Raw genomic sequence first — 16,483 nt, 5'->3', positions numbered from 1 at the left:
GGGCTCCGCCATGTACATTCTCGTGAATGCGCTTCTCGTTCTGGCGATCGCGTTCTTCTTCTTCCTGCCGATGACCGATCGCCGCAGCGCGCGGATGAAGCTCTGCATGGTGTGCGCGCTCGCGGTCGCGTTGACGGTGTCGGCGACCTTGTCCCGGCCGCACGGTCCGGCGCCGGTGATGGTGTCGAAGGGCTAGGCACGGACGCCGGCTTCAACGGGCGCTGCAACTTCCCGGGTCAACATTTTGTTGACGGGACCTAATCCTTTGTACACTAGTACAAATCGACGCACCGAAGCTCGCTCGCCAGGGCGGGAAGCCGTCGATCGGGCGTCTTCGCGGGGAGACCGTCCATGCAGCCGGAACCGATCTTCGATCTCGCTCATCTCGGGCACATGGAGCTGCTGACGCCGAAGCCGGACGAGAGCCTGAAGTTCTTCGTCGATGTCATGGGCATGACCGTCAGCGGCCGGAACGGTGAGTCGGTCTACCTGCGCGGCTGGGACGATTACGAGCGCTATTCGCTGAAGCTGACCGCATCGAAGACATCAGGCATGGAGCACATGGCGCTGCGGGCGCGCAGCCCGCAGGCGCTCGAGCGCCGCGTCGCCGCGCTGAAGGGCTCGGGCTTCGACATCGGCTGGATTGAAGGCGACATGGGGCAGGGACCGGCATTTCGCTGCCGCGATCCCGACGGCCACGTCATCGAGCTCTACTACGAGACCGAATGGTACGAGGCGCCGGCCGAGCTGAAGCCCGCGTTGAAGAACCAGGCGCAGCGCTTTCCGGCGCGCGGCGTCAATGTCCGCCGGCTCGACCATCTCAACTGCCTCGCGGTCGACATCAAGGCCAATCGCCTGTTCTTCGAGACCTACCTGGGATGCCGCACCACCGAGCAGATCGTGCTCAACGACGGCACGGAAGCCGCGATGTGGATGACGATGTCGAACAAGAGCTACGACTTCGCCTATACGCGCGACCACTACGGCAAGATGGGACGTTTCCACCATGTCACCTACGCGCTGGACAGCCGTGAGGAGATCCTGCGCGCGGCGGATATCTTCCTCGAGCACGGCGTGCATATCGAGACCGGGCCGCACAAGCACGCGATCCAGCAGACCTTCTTCCTCTATGTCTATGAACCCGGCGGCAACCGCGTCGAGGTCGCCAATGCCGGCGCACGGCTGATCCTCGCGCCGGACTGGAAACCGATCGTGTGGACCGAGGAGGAGCGCAAGAAGGGCCAGGCCTGGGGGTTGAAGACGATCGAATCGTTCCACACCCATGGCACGCCGCCGGTGAAAGAATAGAGCGCGCGTTCACCGCGCCGTCGTGCAATCCACGCGTTCGGCATCACGCATCTCATTGCGGAATGCTGCACTGCGCGCGGCAGCATTGCCTCGCGTCGGGCGTTTGGTGTTAGGCTGCACTTCGTAACGTCAGAGGAAAACGTCGATGAGCGAACACACGACGGACAAGCGCGTGCGAGAGGCGTCTCGCAGGCGATTCCTTCAAGCTGGCGCAGCACTGGCTGGTGGCTCCGCGATATCTGGAGTTGCCGGTTCTACCGCGCTTGCCGAACAGGGGAATAATCTTCCGCCCAGCGTGCCGGAATGGATGAAAGCGCCTGGTGACCCGATGGGAAGCCAGCCCTACGGCACACCATCGGTTCACGAGAAGGGCGTCGTCAAGAACATCTCGAAGACGCTGCCGCAATACATCTCCGCGTCGGGCCGCACGCCGTTGCAGGAGCTCGACGGCATCATCACGCCGAACGGTCTGTTCTACGAGCGTCATCATGGCGGCGTGCCGACGATCGATCCGGCCGAGCACCGGCTGATGCTCCACGGCATGGTCGATCGCTCGCTGGTGTTCACGATGGAGGACATCCGCCGCTTTCCGTCGCAGTCGCGCATCCACTTCCTCGAGTGCTCCGGCAATCCGGTCTACACCAAGCCCTACGGCAAGACGGCCTCCGACCTCGTCGGCCTGCTGAGCTGTGCGGAATGGACCGGCGTGCCGCTGAAGACGGTGCTGGACGAAGCCGGTGTGCAGGCGGGCGCCAAATGGATCGTCGCCGAAGGCGCCGATGCCGCAGCACTGACGCGCTCGATCCCGATCGAGAAGTGCCTCGACGACGCCATGCTGGTCTACAGCCAGAACGGCGAGCGGCTGCGTCCGCAGCAGGGCTATCCGCTGCGCCTGTTGCTGCCCGGCTTCGAAGGCAACATGAACGTGAAATGGCTGCGCCGGCTCAAGGTGGTCGCCGAGCCGGCCTATTCGCGCGAGGAGACCTCGAAATACACCGACCCGATGCCGGACGGCACGTCGCGCGAGTTCACCTTCTACATGGAGGCCAAGTCGATCATCACGCGGCCGTCCGGCGGCCAGAAGCTGACCACGCACGGCTTTCACGAGATCACCGGGATTGCGTGGAGCGGTCACGGCAAGATCAAGAGCGTCGAGATCTCGCTCGACGAGGGCAAGAGCTGGCAGCAAGCGGCGCTGCAGGAGCCGGTGCTGACGCGCGCGCTAACGCGCTTCCGCTTGCCCTGGCATTGGGACGGCACTCCCGCAGTGATCCAGAGCCGCGCCATCGACGAGACCGGCTACGTGCAGCCGACGCTGGCGGAATTGGTGGCCGTGCGCGGTCTCAACTCCTTCTACCATAACAACGCGATCTGGCCCTGGCGCATCGATGCGAATGGCGAGGTGACCAATGCCCAGGCTTAAGCTCAGACCCGCGCTGCTGGCCGGCGCGATCGCGATGCTCGGCGCAGCTGTCCATGCCGAGGAGCGCTACGGCATCGGCCGCGTCGCGACGCCTGCGGAGATCGCCGGCTGGAACATCGATATCGGCCGCGATGGCTCCAACCTGCCACCGGGCAGCGGCAGCGTCGAACGCGGCCGTACCGTGTTCGCCGAGCAATGCGTGGCGTGCCATGGCGACAGCGGGCAGGGCGGCGTCGGCGACCGCCTGGTCGGCGGACAGGGCACGCTGGCGAGCCCAAAGCCGATCCGTACCGTCGGCAGCTACTGGCCCTATGCTCCGACCCTGTTCGACTACATCCGCCGTGCGATGCCGCAGAACGCGCCGCAGTCGCTGAGCAATGAGGATGTCTACGCGGTGTCCGCCTACATCCTCAGCCTCAACGGCATCGTGCCAGCCAATGCGGTGCTCGACGCGAAGTCGCTCGCCGCCGTCAAGATGCCGAACCGCGACGGGTTCGTCTCCGACCCGCGGCCCGACGTGCATAATCGGTGAATTGCGGGCGGGGCTGCCGTCGCGCGTCGCGGTCGTCGTGCGGCGACGGCGGCTCCTCGCGGCTTTGTGACCTTGCGGCCCCTGCATCGGGAGTTCGGCCGTCACCACATTGGATCCAGGCACAGGGACGGCGATGCTGCCCGTGCGCGGTTTCTCGTTCAGTGTCTTGGGCAAATTCAATAGATGCATCGGAGAGGTCCTATGGCCGGACTCAAGGCCGTCGCAGCCGCTGTGCTGCTCGTGGGAATGACGTTCGCGCCAGTCTCGGCCCAGATGTCCGAGCCGGCGCTTTTCGACGCGCAGAATCCGGGGCGGAGCGCGATCAACGGCGGTGCCCTGACGCCGTGGGGCGAGGCCCAGCAGGCAGCGCAACGCGGCGGCAACCCGGCGAATGCCTATGGCGCCATACCGGCGGCGCCATCGCCCTCGTGCGCGCGCTATCGTTCGTTCGATCCTGCGTCCGGCACCTTCCTTGGCCGCGACGGTCGCCGCCATCCCTGCCAATAAGGCCCCGCATCCGCGCCTGGCCGTCGTTCTTGACGGTCGTTCTTGGCGGTGGATAAGCGCGGGCTGTCTCCCGGTGCCCGAACGCCTGGACGCCCGGCGCGTTATAGTCCGCTGATCGTGTCGGGTCCCGCCGGGCCCGCGCGGCGGAGGGCAACTGGCGTGACAGACACCTTGGCCGGCTTCTGGGACCGAAAGTCGACCGCGGAACTGTTGCGGGAAGCGGCGCGTGCCGACGGCGACGCGGAGACGCCGGTCTTCAAGCGCTCGCTCTCGGCGTTGCAACTGGTCACGCTCGGCATCGGCGGCATCATCGGCGCCGGCATCTTCGTGCTGACCGGCCACGCGGCCGCCGCCAATGCCGGACCCGCCGTCACGCTCTCCTTCATGCTTGGTGCCGTCGCCTGTGCCTTCGCCGGCCTGTGCTACGCCGAGATGGCGTCGACCGTACCGATCTGCGGCAGTGCCTACACCTACGCCTATGCCACGCTCGGCGAACTGATCGCCTGGATCATCGGCTGGGACCTGATCCTCGAATATGCGGTCGGCGCCATCGCGGTTTCGGTCGGATGGTCCGGCTATTTCGTCAGCTTGATGCGCGATTTCGGCATCAACCTGCCGCAGCAATTCACCTCGGCGCCGCTTGCCTACGATGCCAACAGCGGTGCGTGGTCGTCGACCGGCGCGGTCATCAACATTCCGGCGATGGCGATCATCGCTTTCGTCACCGCACTGCTCGTGGTCGGTATCCGCGAGTCCGCGCGCTTCACCGGCTTTGTCGTCGTGGTGAAGCTCGTCGTCATCGCGTTGTTTCTCGCCACCGCGGCCTCCTCGGTATCGCTGACGAACTGGGTGACGGCAGGCAATCCGGAAGGCGCACTGATCCCGCCGAATGCCGGTCCCGGCGTATTTGGCTGGTCCGGCGTGGTCCGCGGCGCGGCGGTGGTGTTCTTCGCCTATATCGGCTTCGACGCGATCTCGACCGCGGCGCAGGAGGCGAAGACGCCGGCGCGCGACATGCCGATCGGCATTCTCGGCTCGCTCGTGATCTGCGCCGCGCTCTATGTCGCGGTCGGCTTCGTGCTGACCGGCATCGTGCCGTACGACAAGCTCAGCGTGCCCGATCCGATCGCCGTCGGTATCGATGCCGTCGGCATCGGCTGGCTCGGTCCGTTCATCAAGCTCGGCATCCTGTTCGGACTGACGTCGGTGATCCTGATCATGCTGCTGGCGCAGCCGCGGATCTTCCGTGCCATGGCGCATGACGGACTGCTGCCGCGTATCGCCGCCAGGATCCATCCGCGGTTCCAGACCCCCTATGTCTCGACCATCTTCGCCGGCAGCGTCGCTGCAATTCTCGGCGGGCTGCTGCCGATCGGGCTAGTCGGCGAGCTCGTCTCGATCGGCACGCTGTTCGCGTTCACCGTGGTCTCGATCGGAACGCTGGCGCTGCGCCTGCGCGATCCGGACTTGCCGCGTCCGTTCAGGGCGCCGGCGATCTGGCTGGTGGCCCCGGCTGCCGCGGGAACCTCGCTGTTCCTGATGTGCGGCTTGCCGCTCGACACCTGGATCAGGCTCGCGGTGTGGCTCGTGATCGGGCTTGTGATCTATGCGGCTTATGGCCGGCGCCATAGCCGCCTGCGGGCGCGGGGCGGAGCGTAGGCGAGGTGCGAGCCTTGCGGCGCAATTGCGCCGCTGGGCGAGCCTCGTAGGATGAATCGGCCCCCGGCCGGGCCGTCGACCCTTCAAGGGCCGCTGAAGAAGCGGCCACCTCGGGGTGCTGGCGTTGAGCGGATCCGCTGGAGGATTTCGGCCGGGCTCACTCGATCGCGTCTAACGCGCGGCGGATCGCTGCGAAGATCGCCTCGATCTGGTCCTCGGTGATGATCAGGGGCGGGGAGATCATCAATGTATCGGCGGCGGCGCGGATCAGGATGCCGTCCTCATCGTAGCATCGCCGGGCGCATTCGGGACCGCGCACGCCGGTCGCGCCGTCTCGCGGCTTCAGATCGATCGCCGCCAGCAGGCCGATGTTCCTGATATCGATGACATGCGGCGCGTCCCTCAACGCATGCGCGGCCGCCTCCCAGAGCGGGGCGATCTGCCGGGCGCGGTCGAACAGGCCGAGGTCCTGATAGACGTCGAGCGCGGCGAGCCCGGCCGCGCAGGCGAGCGGATGCGCCGAATAAGTATAGCCGTGGAACAGCTCGACGGTGTTTTCCGGGCCGTTCATCAGCGCGGAGTAGACCTTGTCGCTGACGATGACGCCGCCCATCGGGACGGCGGCATTGGTCATGCCCTTGGCGCAGGTGATGAGATCGGGTGTCACGCCGAGCGCATTGGCCGCAAACGGCGCGCCGAGCCGTCCGAAGCCGGTGATCACCTCGTCGAAGATCAGCAGGATACCGTGCTGGTCGCAGATCTTGCGCAGCCGCTCGAGATAGCCTGATGGAGGCGGGTAGACGCCGCCCGAGCCAGTCACCGTCTCGACGATCACGGCCGCGACGGTCGAGGGATCGTGGATCAGCAGGAGCTTGTCCAGCTCGTCGGCGAAATGCGCGCCCCATGCCGGCTGCCCGCGCGAGAATGCGGTGTGCTCGGGATCGTGAGGCAGCGCCAGATGGTCGACCTCGGGCAGCAGCGGGCCGAAATCGCGGCGGTGACGGTACAGGCCGCCCACCGATAATCCACCCCAGCCCATGCCGTGATAGGCCTTGGCGCGCGAGATGAAGCGGATGCGGCTGGCTTCGCCGCGGGCGCGGTGATAGCCGCGCGCGATCTTGAGCGCGGTGTCGACCGATTCCGATCCGGAATTGGTGAAGAACACATGGTCGAGACCTTCAGGCGTGATCTCGGTGATGCGTCCGGCGAGCTCGAACGCGGCCGGATGGCTCATCTGGAACGAGGAGACGAAATCGAGCTTTGCGGCCTGCGCCTGGATCGCCTCGACGATCCGCTTCTGACCGTGCCCGGCATTGACGCACCAGAGGCCTGCCATGCCGTCGAGAATGCGCCGGCCGTCCTGGGTGATGTAGTGCATGCCCTCGGCGCCGGTGAACAGCCGCGGGTTGGATTTGAACTGGCGATTGGGCGTCATCGGCATCCAGAACGGCTCCATCGCCTCGCGGGTGAGGGGCGTGTTGGTTGCCGCGGCGTGCGGTGAATGCATGGAGGCCTCCTGCTACTTGCGGGTGTTGATGCGGCCGTCGGCCGGGTCGTCAGTGACGCGCTTGACCTTTGAGGCGCCTTCGAGATGCCTGCGCATCAGCGCGGCCGCGGCCTCGCGCTCGCCGGCCTCGAGCCGGTCGAGGATCGCAAGATGCTCGCGGCAATTCACCAGCACGCGCTCGTAGCCGAAGGTCCAGTCGTAGTTCGCAAAGCTGCGCAGCCGGTTCTGCTGCTGCACGGCAACCAGCAGGAAGCGGTTGCCGGAGGCCGCCGCCAATCCCTCGTGGAAGGCCGCGTTCATCTCGAAGAAGGCGATGCTCGCAGTATCGCTCCAGGTCTGCTTCATCGCATCCTGATGACGCCGGCGCATCTCGGCGACCCAGGCTGGATCGAGCTGAAAACCCGGCTCCAGCAGGGCGGCCGGCTCGATCAGGATCCGGTAGCGGTAGCTTTCAGCGCGTGCCTGCGCATCGGCAATGATCGGCTGAAATCGCCAGCCATGCCCGGGCTTGCGCTGCACCGCTGCGACCTCCGCAAGCTTGGCCAGCACGCGTTGCACCACCGGACGCGATGCGCCGTAGCGCTGCATCAGGTCGCGCTCGGAGACGTCGGCTGGAAGGCGGCCGCTGCGCCGGTCGCGTGCGATCGCAACGAACAGCCGGTCGGTATCTGCAGGTGTCGGCTTGCCGGCAGTCTTAGGCGCCGGCGGCACCGTGTCCGTCACGAAGTAGCCGCGGCTTGCGCCGACCCGGATCAGGCGGCGGCCTGCCAATAATTTCAGCGCCGCGCGCACCGGCGTGCGCGAAACCTGCAGCCGTTCCGCCAGCGCCACCTCCGCAAGTCGCGTGCCCGGCGCGAGTTTTTCCGCCCGGATCAGTTCCAGGATGCCCGCGGACAGTTCGCGCTGCAGGCGGCTCGGGGCTGCCTTCGCAATGGGCGCAGATTTTTGTTTCATGTACTCACAAAATACATTAGCCTTTGCGGAAACGCAAAAGGAAGTTGGCGCAAACGATGGTCGAACCCTTTCCCCTGATCGAGATTTCCGGCCCGCCGCATGAGCGCGGCAAGCAGTATGGCCGCCAGGCGGCCGATCGCATCCGCAAGGGCACCTCGCACTACTTCTCGCAGCTCAAGGAGCTGTCGCTCGATGCCGCCGGCGTGGCGGGACTGGTCCGCGACTATCTTCCGGTCATCGAGGCGTTCGAGCCGACCTATATCGAGGAGATGCACGGCATTGCCGAGGGCGCCGGCGTTCCGTTCGAGGATATCGTGCTGCTCAACGCCCGCACCGAAATCCTCAAGCTCGCCGAGCCGTCGGTTCGGGCGCGGCTGAAGACGCCGGACGAGCCCGACGGCTGCACCGGCGTCGTCGTGCTGCCGCAAGCGACCGCGTCGGGGCGGCTGATCCACGCCCAGAACTGGGACTGGAAGCGGGAATGCGCCGAGACGGCCGTCGTGCTGAAGGTGCGCCGCGACGACGGTCCCGATCTCATGACGTTTACCGAAGCCGGCGCGCTCGGCCGCTGCGGCTTCAACGCGGCCGGCATTGCCATCACCGCGAACTATCTGCAGTGCGACCGCGACTATCGCCAGATCGGCGCGCCGCTGGCGCTGATCCGGCGCAAGGTGCTGGAGAGCGACCATGTCGCGCTGTCGATGCGCACGGTCTATTGCACCAAGAAATCCGCCGCCAACAACATGATCGTCAGCCACCGCGACGGCGTCGCGATCGACTTCGAGTGTGCGCCGGACGAGACCTTCCAGGTGCACCCTGATCGCGGCCTGCTGGTGCACGCCAATCACTTCGTCAGCCCGGTTGCGCTCGGCAAGCTGAAGGACACCGGCATCGCCAGCACGCCCGACAGCCTCTACCGCGATATCCGGGTTCGCGATTTGCTGCAGCCGCATCTCGGTGCCATCAGCTTCGAGACCGTGAAGTCGGCGCTGTTCGACGATTTCGCCTATCCGTGGTCGGTGTGCCGGCCGCCGCGCCGCAATCTCGGCAACAATCTCAGCGCCACCGTCGCAATGATCCTGATGGAGCCGGCGAGCGGGCTGATGGAAGTCGCGCCGCTGCCGGCGCTGAATCGGCAGTTCACCTCCTATCGACTCGAGGTCACGGCCAGCCCGCGCAATGAGGCCGCGCCGTCGGCGACCGCGAGGACGTCCTGATGGCCCTGAGTCGGCCATCGCGTGCGATGATGGTCGGCCTGCTGGCACTGTCGGCGATGCTGACGGTGGCGCCGCTGCGCGCGGATGCCGAGACGCTGCTGCGGACGCGGCTCAACGCCGACATCCGCTCCACCGATCCCGGCACCAACCGCGACGCCAACACCGACGGCGTGATGGCGCATATCGTCGAGGGCCTGGTCGCGTTCCGCGACGATACCTCGATCGGGCCGATGCTGGCGGACAGCTGGACCGTCTCGGACGACGGCAAGACCTACACCTTCCACCTCCGGCAAGGCGTCAAGTTCCACAACGGCGCCGGCATGACCGCGGATGACGTCATCTGGTCGCTGAAGCGCTGGCTCGATCCGGCCACGCAATGGCGCTGCCTGTCCGAGTTCAGCGCAACCGGCATCGCCCAGATCCAGAAGATCGAGGCGCCTGACGCGCAGACCGTCGCGATCACGCTGGACAGGCCGACGGCGTTGTTCCTGTCGACATTGGCGCGGCCCGATTGCGGGCAGACCGCCGTCATCCACCGCGACTCGGTCGGACCTGACGGCAAGTGGATCGCGCCTGTCGGAACCGGACCGTTCAAGCTCGGTGAATGGAAACGCGGCCAGTACGTCGATCTGGTGCGCTTCGACGGCTACGCCCCGCGCAGCGAGCCGCGCACCGGCTATACCGGTGCCAAGATCGCGCAAGTCGACCGCATCAGGTTCAACATTGTTCCCGACGGCTCGGCGGCCAAGGCGGGCCTGTTGTCCGGTTCGCTCGATGCGATCAGCAATCTTGCGATCCCCGATGTCGAGGACCTCAAAACGCGGTCCGGCGTGCAGCTCAGCATCACGCCGGCGCTCGGTCTCACCGGCATTCTGTTCCAGACCCGCGACCCCTTGCTCAAGGACGTGCGGATCCGGCGGGCGATCGCGCTCAGCCTCGACACCCCGCAGATCATCGAGGCTGTCATGGAGGGCATCGCACGCGCCAACAATTCGGCGCTGCCGATCGGAAGTCCGTTCTATGGCGAGGTCGAGGCCCAAGGCTACACGCAGAATATCGCGGAGGCCAAGAAGCTGCTCGCGCAGGCCGGCTATCACGGCCAGCCGATCAAGATGGTCGCCAACAAGCGCTACAGCTACGTGTTCGATTCCGCCGTGCTGGTGCAGGCGATGGCGCAGGCCGCGGGCATCAATATCGAGATCGAGGTGCTGGACTGGGCTGCTCAGCTCGATCGCTACAACCGCGGCGACTATCAGTCGATGGCCTTCGTCTACTCGCCGCGGCTCGATCCGTCGCTCTCCTTCGAGATGCTGATGGGGCCGAAGGCTGCGCAGCCGCGCAAGGTCTGGGACGATCCGGAGGCGCAGCGGATGCTGCAGCAGTCGATGATGATCGACGACAAGGCGAAGCGCCAGCTTCTGTTCGACGAGCTGCACCGCCGCTTCATCGACGATGTGCCGATGATCGTCCTGTTCAACGGCGCCGAGATCGCCGCCTTGCGCAACAACGTCAAGGGATTTGCCGGCTGGCTGTTCGGACAGCCGCGCTTCTGGGGCGTGAGCCTGCAGTAGGGGAGGGACGCGGCGATGCTGGGCTACCTCGCACGACGGCTGGCCATGACGATCCCGACGCTGCTGCTGGTGGCGGTTGCGGTGTTCACGCTGGTGCGTCTGATCCCGGGCGATCCGGTGCAGGTGATGCTCGGCGACAACGCCGATCCGGCGCAGGCCGCGCAATTGCGCACGCAGCTCGGGCTCGACCAACCTGTGCCGCTGCAATTCCTGTACTGGCTCGGCAAAGTTGCGACCGGCGACCTCGGCCATTCCATCACCAACAATCTTCCGGTGCTGCCGCTGATCCTGGAGCGCTTCCAGGTCTCGGCCACCATCGTGCTGGTGGCGGTCGGCCTTGCCGCCTGCATTGCCGTCGTGGCGGGTCTGATCGCGGCGTGGAAGCAGAACAGCGCGCTCGATCTGGCGATCGTCGGCGGCGCCACGCTCCTGCTGTCGATCCCGAGCTTCTGGCTCGGCCTGCTGCTGCTCTTGCTGTTCGGGTTGAAGCTGAAATGGCTACCGGTGATCGGTTACGTGCCGTTCTCGGAGAATGTCTGGCAGGCGACGCTGTTCATGGTGCTGCCGATCGTGACCCTGACCGCGGTCGAGATCGGCGTGCTGACGCGGATGGCGCGGGCCGCCTCGATCGAGGTGCTGCGGCTCGAATACGTCACGCACGCGCGCGCCAAGGGTGTGCCGGAATGGCTGGTGCTCGGCCGCCACGTGCTGCCGAACGCCTTCGCCCCGACCTGGACCCTGATCGGCCTCGTGCTCGGCCATCTGCTCGGCGGCATCGCCGTGATCGAGACCGTGTTCACGCTGCCGGGACTCGGACGGCTGCTGGTCGATTCGATCTTCGCGCGCGACTACCCGGTGGTGCAGGGCTGCCTGCTGTTCACCGCGGTAATCTATGTCGTCGTCAATCTGATCGTCGATCTCTGCTATCCGCTGTTCGACCCAAGAGTGGCCGTGGCATGAAAAGGGTGGTTGTTGCATGAAATGGCGCATCAACACCGTGATCGGCGGCGCGCTGATCGCCCTGCTGCTCGGCACCGCCGTGACAGCCGCATTGTGGACGCCGTTCGATCCGCTGCGCATTAACCTGAAGGCGCGGCTGCAGGCGCCGTCCGCGCTGCACTGGTTCGGCACCGATGAATTCGGCCGCGACGTGCTGAGCCGGCTGATGGCGGGGGCAGCCGCCAGTGTCGTGGTGGCGCTCGCCACCGTCCTGATCGCCGTCAGCATCGGCGTGCTGGTCGGCGGTGTCGCCGGCTATCTACGCGGCTGGACCGATCGCATCATCATGGCCGTCAACGACGCGCTGCTGGCGTTTCCCGGCATCCTGCTGGCGCTGGCCGTGATGATCGTGATCGGCGCCAACAAGACCGGCCTCGTGCTGGCGCTGGGGCTCGCCTACATCCCGTCGATCGCGCGCGTGGTCCGCGGCACCGTGCTGTCGATCCGCGAGAAGGAGTATATCGAGGCCTCGCGGGTGATCGGCAACTCCGAACTTTATTCAATGCTCCGCCACGTGCTGCCCAACGCGATCGCGCCGGTTGCGGTGCTCGCCACCAGCATGTTCGGCTGGGTGCTGCTGGCCGAGAGCGCGCTGAGCTTCCTCGGTCTCGGCGTGCCGCCGCCGGCGCCGACCTGGGGCAACATGCTGGCGGCGAGCCGGCCGTATATGGAGACCGCAGCCTGGCTCAGCATCGCACCGGGACTGTGCATCGCGCTGACGCTGCTCGGCATCAATCTGCTCGGCGATTCCCTGCGCGATCGCCTCGATCCCAGGATGGCGCACGGATGACCGCGCCGCTGCTGACCGTCGATCATCTGCGCATCGAGGCCGCCAGGACCGGCGCTGTCGTCGTCGACGATGTGTCGTTTGCGATCGAGCGTGGCGAATTCCTCGCCGTGGTCGGCGAGTCCGGCAGCGGCAAGACCGCCGCGGCGCGCGCCATTCTCGGCCTGCTGCCGCCGGGCCTGAGGCGGGTCGGCGGTGCGATCCAGCTCGACGGCGAGGACCTCGCCGATATCGCGCCACGGCGGATGCGCGCGCTGCGCGGCCGCTCGGTCGGCATGGTGTTCCAGGAGCCGATGGTGTCGCTCAATCCGGCGATCAGCGTCGGCGTACAGATGGCCGAGGGCCTTGCCCTGCATGAGAAGCTCACGCGGGCCGAGATCAGGCAGCGCTGCCTCGACATGCTGGTGCGGGTGCAGATCCGCGATCCCGCGCGCACCTTCGATGCCTATCCGCATGAATTCTCCGGCGGGATGCGCCAGCGCATCATGCTGGCCTCGGTGATGCTGTTGAAGCCGAAGCTGCTGCTCGCCGACGAGCCGACCACCGCGCTCGACACGCTGAGCCAGCGCGAAGTGCTCGACTTGATGGTCGAACTGGCGCGCGATCACGGCACCGCGGTGATGCTGATCACCCACAATCTCGGCCTGGTGTCGCGCTACGCGCAGCGCGCGGTGGTGCTGCGCCAGGGCAAACTGGTGGAGACCGGCAGCGTCCGGCAGATCCTCTCTGCGCCGCGCGAGGCCTACACAAGGCAACTCGTCGATGCGCTGCCGCGGCGGAGTGCTGCGAGCGGACGCCGCGTGGCCGGCGACCCGCTGATCAGCGTGCGTGGCTTGAAGGTTTCGTTCGGCGGGCGGCAGCGGCTGTTCCGCAGGGATGCTGATGTTGCGGCGGTCAATGGTGTCGACCTCGAGATCGGCGCGGGAGAGACCGTCGCCGTGGTCGGCGGCAGTGGCTCGGGCAAGACCACGCTCGGCCGCGCCATGCTGCGGCTGATTCCGGCGGCCGCAGGTGAGATTCGCTTTCAGGGCAGGGACGTGATCGCGACGCGCGACCGCGCGTTTCGTCTGGCCTCGCAGCTCGTGTTCCAGGATCCGTATTCGTCGCTCGACCCGCGCATGCGGGTCGGCGAGATTGTCGCCGAGCCGCTGCGGCATGTCCCGGAGCTGTCGTCGAGCGAGCGAGACCGGCGCGTTGCCGGCATGCTCGACGAGGTCGGGCTTGGCGGCTTCGCCCACCGTTGGCCGCATGAGCTCTCCGGCGGTCAGCGCCAGCGCATCGCGATCGCGCGCGCGATCGTACGGCATCCGTCCTTCGTGGTCGCCGACGAGCCGGTCTCCGCGCTCGACATGACGATCCAGGCCCAGGTCCTGAAGCTGTTCGAACGGCTGCAGGCGCAATACGGCTTCGCCTGCCTGTTCATCAGCCACGATCTCGCCGCGGTCGAGCAGGTCGCCGACCGCGTGGTGGTGATGCAGGGCGGCCGTATCGTCGAGCAGGGTTCGCGCGACGACGTGTTCGACCGCCCGCAGCACGAATACACAAGGGCGCTGCTCGCGGCGACGCCGGTGCTGGATCTTGCCGGGCAAGCTGCCGCGCGTGCGTCGGGCTGACGAAAAGTCAAGATCGATGCGGCTATAGTGCGCGGGCGCGCAGCCTGCTACACTTGCTCGCTCCGATAGAAGCAACATACGCCGCACCCAAACGGCGCAATCGGGGGAACTCCAATGCGAAATCCACGAACGGGCGCGCGATGGATGGTCGCGGCCATTGTCGCGATCGGCGTCGCGGCGTCAGCTCCTGGCCGCGCCGCGTCGGTTGCGCCGGTCGCCGCCGAGAACGGCATGGTGGTATCCGCGCAGCATCTCGCGACGCAGGTCGGCATCGAGGTGTTGAAGCGGGGCGGCAACGCGGTCGACGCCGCGGTTGCGGTCGGCTTCGCGCTCGCGGTGGCATATCCCGCCGCCGGCAATCTCGGTGGCGGCGGGTTCATGACCATCCAGCTTGCCGACGGCCGCAAGACCTTCCTGGACTTCCGCGAGACGGCGCCGAAGGGCGCCACCGCCAACATGTATCTCGACAAGGACGGCAACGTCATTCCCGGCTTGTCGACCAAGGGGCATCTCGCGGTCGGCGTGCCGGGCTCGGTGGCCGGCATGGAATATGCGCGCGAGAAATACGGCACGATGAAACGCGCCGACGTCATCGCGCCGGCGCTGCAACTCGCCGAGGACGGCTTCGTGCTGGACCAGGGCGACGTCAGCATGCTGGAGACCTCGACCAAGGATTTTCAGGACGATCCGGCCTCGGGCGCGATCTTCCTCAACAACGGCAAGCCGTTCAAGGTCGGCGAACGGCTGACGCAGCACGAGCTCGCCGAAACGCTGCGCGAGATCAGCAAGCGCGGCACCGACGGCTTCTACAAGGGCTGGGTGGGCGCGGCGATCGTCGCCTCGAGCCAGGCCGGCAAGGGCCTGCTCACGCAGGAGGATCTCGACAACTACAAGGTTCGTGAGCTCGCGCCGGTCGAATGCGACTATCGCGGCTACCACGTGGTTTCGGCGCCGCCGCCAAGTTCGGGTGGCGTTGTGATCTGCGAGATATTGAACATCCTCGAGGGCTATCCGCTGAAGGAGCTCGGCTACCATTCCGCGCAGGCGGTGCACTACCAGATCGAGGCGATGCGCCACGCCTATGTCGATCGCAACAGCTATCTCGGCGACCCCGATTTCGTGAAGAATCCGCTCGAGCGGTTGCTTGACAAGAATTACGCGGCGAAGATCCGCGCCGTGATCGACCCGGCCAAGGCCGGCGTGTCCAAGGACATCAAGCCCGGCGTTCCGCCGCACGAGGGCAGCAACACCACGCACTATTCGATCGCCGACAAGGACGGCAACGCGGTGTCGGTCACCTACACGCTCAACGACTGGTTCGGCGCCAAGGTGACCGCGGCCAAGACCGGCGTGCTCCTGAACGACGAGATGGACGACTTCACCGCCAAGGTCGGCGTGCCGAACCTCTACGGCCTGGTGCAGGGGGAGGCGAATTCCATCGTCCCCGGCAAGCGCCCGCTGTCCTCGATGAGCCCGACCATCGTCACCAGGGACGGCAAGCCGGTCATGGTGGTCGGAACTCCGGGCGGCAGCCGCATCATCACCGCCGTGCTGCTGACGATGATCAACGCCATCGATTACGGCATGAACGCGCAGGAAGCCGTGGACATGCCGCGCTTCCACCAGCAATGGCTTCCGGATCTGACCAACCTCGAGGACTACACGCTCTCGCCGGACACGCGGAAGATCTTGGAAGGCATGGGCCAAAAGTTCGGGCCGCCGCAGCCGGCCAATCACCTCGCGGTCATCATCATCGGGGCGCCGTCGCTGGGCGGCAAGCCGGTCGGCGATAACCGCTTCTATGGCGCGAACGATCCGCGCCGCAATTCGGGGCTAGCCGGCGGCTACTGATTGCCGTCGTCCGATGGCGTGGTGGCGGCTGGGCGAGGACGCCGCGCCTTGCGAGATCGATCTCGCGTCAGGCGACAGCCGTCGACCTGGCGTCGTCGTGCCCGCTCGTCAGCAGCAGACGCCGGCGGATCGCATCCTCGACCAGGGCCAGCGACTGCTTCGCTTCACGCGCCTCGGCTTCGGCGGCCTGGGCCCGGAATTCGGCCGCGTCGAGCTGCTCCTGCTGGGACTCGATGCGCCGTCGGGCCTCCTCGAGCGCCCGGGACGCGTCCCTCAGCTTGCGCTCGGTGGCGGCGATGATTTCGAGCTGCGCCTGCTCGGCGGCCTCGGCGCGCGCTTCGCCGGCGCGGGCCCGGTCCTCGATGCTGCGGAACAGGTCCGCCGCCTGATAGACGAGATCCAATGCTTCGGTGCCCATCGCCGATGCGGGAGGTCTCGGAAATCCGAGGACGTTCGGGTCGGCCGCAAAAGGCCGTCTAAATCCGCGCAGTGCCATGCAAACCAGCCCTCGCGAGTCGCGTGTATGACAACAACTTGCGGTAGTTATGCTTAATA

15 protein-coding genes are annotated in these 16,483 nt (G+C 66.5%); 12 read left to right on the top strand and 3 right to left on the bottom strand.

Features of this window, described 5'->3' with window-relative positions; all coding sequences use genetic code 11:
• The first annotated feature begins 10 nt into the window (after positions 1–10).
• The 6 genes from CO675_RS13745 (at position 11) to CO675_RS13720 (ending at position 5,429) form a co-directional block, all read left to right on the top strand.
• Complete coding sequence (locus tag CO675_RS13745) at positions 11–196, top strand: hypothetical protein (protein ID WP_097672440.1); 186 nt, start codon at positions 11–13, stop codon at positions 194–196.
• A gap of 155 nt (positions 197–351) precedes the next feature.
• Complete coding sequence (locus CO675_RS13740) at positions 352–1,308, top strand: catechol 2,3-dioxygenase (RefSeq protein ID WP_097672439.1); 957 nt, start codon at positions 352–354, stop codon at positions 1,306–1,308.
• 145 nt (positions 1,309–1,453) lie between these two features.
• On the top strand, positions 1,454–2,731 hold the full coding sequence (gene soxC / locus CO675_RS13735; protein WP_097672438.1) for a sulfite dehydrogenase: 1,278 nt from the start codon (positions 1,454–1,456) through the stop codon (positions 2,729–2,731).
• A 34-nt stretch (positions 2,732–2,765) separates the two neighbouring features.
• Positions 2,766–3,263, top strand: coding sequence for a c-type cytochrome (locus CO675_RS13730; RefSeq protein ID WP_245452766.1), 498 nt, complete (start codon positions 2,766–2,768; stop codon positions 3,261–3,263).
• Positions 3,264–3,464: 201 nt separating this feature from the next.
• Entirely contained in the window at positions 3,465–3,770 is a 306-nt protein-coding gene (locus tag CO675_RS13725; RefSeq protein ID WP_097672436.1) for a BA14K family protein, read from the top strand.
• 171 nt (positions 3,771–3,941) lie between these two features.
• Positions 3,942–5,429 carry an amino acid permease gene (locus CO675_RS13720; RefSeq protein WP_198964606.1) on the top strand — a complete coding sequence of 496 codons (1,488 nt, stop codon included), beginning with the start codon at positions 3,942–3,944 and terminating at the stop codon, positions 5,427–5,429.
• Positions 5,430–5,586: 157 nt separating this feature from the next.
• On the opposite strand, the gene aptA is transcribed toward CO675_RS13720, so the two are convergent.
• Positions 5,587–6,936: an omega-aminotransferase AptA gene (aptA, locus tag CO675_RS13715; protein WP_245452743.1), complete on the bottom strand. Its 1,350-nt coding sequence runs from the start codon at positions 6,934–6,936 to the stop codon at positions 5,587–5,589.
• Between the two features lie 12 nt (positions 6,937–6,948).
• A complete protein-coding gene (locus CO675_RS13710; RefSeq protein ID WP_097672435.1) occupies positions 6,949–7,890 on the bottom strand; it encodes a GntR family transcriptional regulator in 942 nt (313 codons plus the stop codon).
• A gap of 56 nt (positions 7,891–7,946) precedes the next feature.
• Between CO675_RS13710 and CO675_RS13705 the strand changes: the two genes are divergently transcribed.
• The 6 genes from CO675_RS13705 (at position 7,947) to ggt (ending at position 15,928) form a co-directional block, all read left to right on the top strand.
• The gene (locus CO675_RS13705; RefSeq protein WP_097672434.1) at positions 7,947–9,107 is read left to right on the top strand and encodes a C45 family autoproteolytic acyltransferase/hydrolase; all 1,161 of its coding nucleotides are present in this window, start codon (positions 7,947–7,949) and stop codon (positions 9,105–9,107) included.
• Complete coding sequence (locus CO675_RS13700; RefSeq protein WP_198964597.1) at positions 9,107–10,678, top strand: ABC transporter substrate-binding protein; 1,572 nt, start codon at positions 9,107–9,109, stop codon at positions 10,676–10,678. The genes CO675_RS13705 and CO675_RS13700 overlap by 1 nt, the downstream gene beginning before the upstream one ends.
• A 15-nt stretch (positions 10,679–10,693) precedes the next feature.
• Positions 10,694–11,638, top strand: coding sequence for an ABC transporter permease (locus CO675_RS13695; RefSeq protein WP_097672433.1), 945 nt, complete (start codon positions 10,694–10,696; stop codon positions 11,636–11,638).
• Between the two features lie 16 nt (positions 11,639–11,654).
• Positions 11,655–12,467, top strand: coding sequence for an ABC transporter permease (locus CO675_RS13690; RefSeq protein ID WP_097672432.1), 813 nt, complete (start codon positions 11,655–11,657; stop codon positions 12,465–12,467).
• Positions 12,464–14,077: an ABC transporter ATP-binding protein gene (locus CO675_RS13685; RefSeq protein ID WP_097672431.1), complete on the top strand. Its 1,614-nt coding sequence runs from the start codon at positions 12,464–12,466 to the stop codon at positions 14,075–14,077. The genes CO675_RS13690 and CO675_RS13685 overlap by 4 nt, the downstream gene beginning before the upstream one ends.
• A 144-nt stretch (positions 14,078–14,221) precedes the next feature.
• A complete protein-coding gene (gene ggt, locus CO675_RS13680; RefSeq protein WP_502693381.1) occupies positions 14,222–15,928 on the top strand; it encodes a gamma-glutamyltransferase in 1,707 nt (568 codons plus the stop codon).
• A 67-nt stretch (positions 15,929–15,995) separates the two neighbouring features.
• Here ggt and CO675_RS13675 read toward each other — a convergent pair whose 3' ends face one another.
• Positions 15,996–16,424: a hypothetical protein gene (locus CO675_RS13675; protein ID WP_245452742.1), complete on the bottom strand. Its 429-nt coding sequence runs from the start codon at positions 16,422–16,424 to the stop codon at positions 15,996–15,998.
• Positions 16,425–16,483 lie beyond the last annotated feature (59 nt).

This window comes from Bradyrhizobium sp. C9 (genome assembly GCF_002532045.1).
Classification (GTDB): Bacteria; Pseudomonadota; Alphaproteobacteria; order Rhizobiales; family Xanthobacteraceae; genus Bradyrhizobium.
Note: the sequence above shows the minus strand (reverse complement) of the source record. Positions and strands in the feature narration are given on the sequence as shown.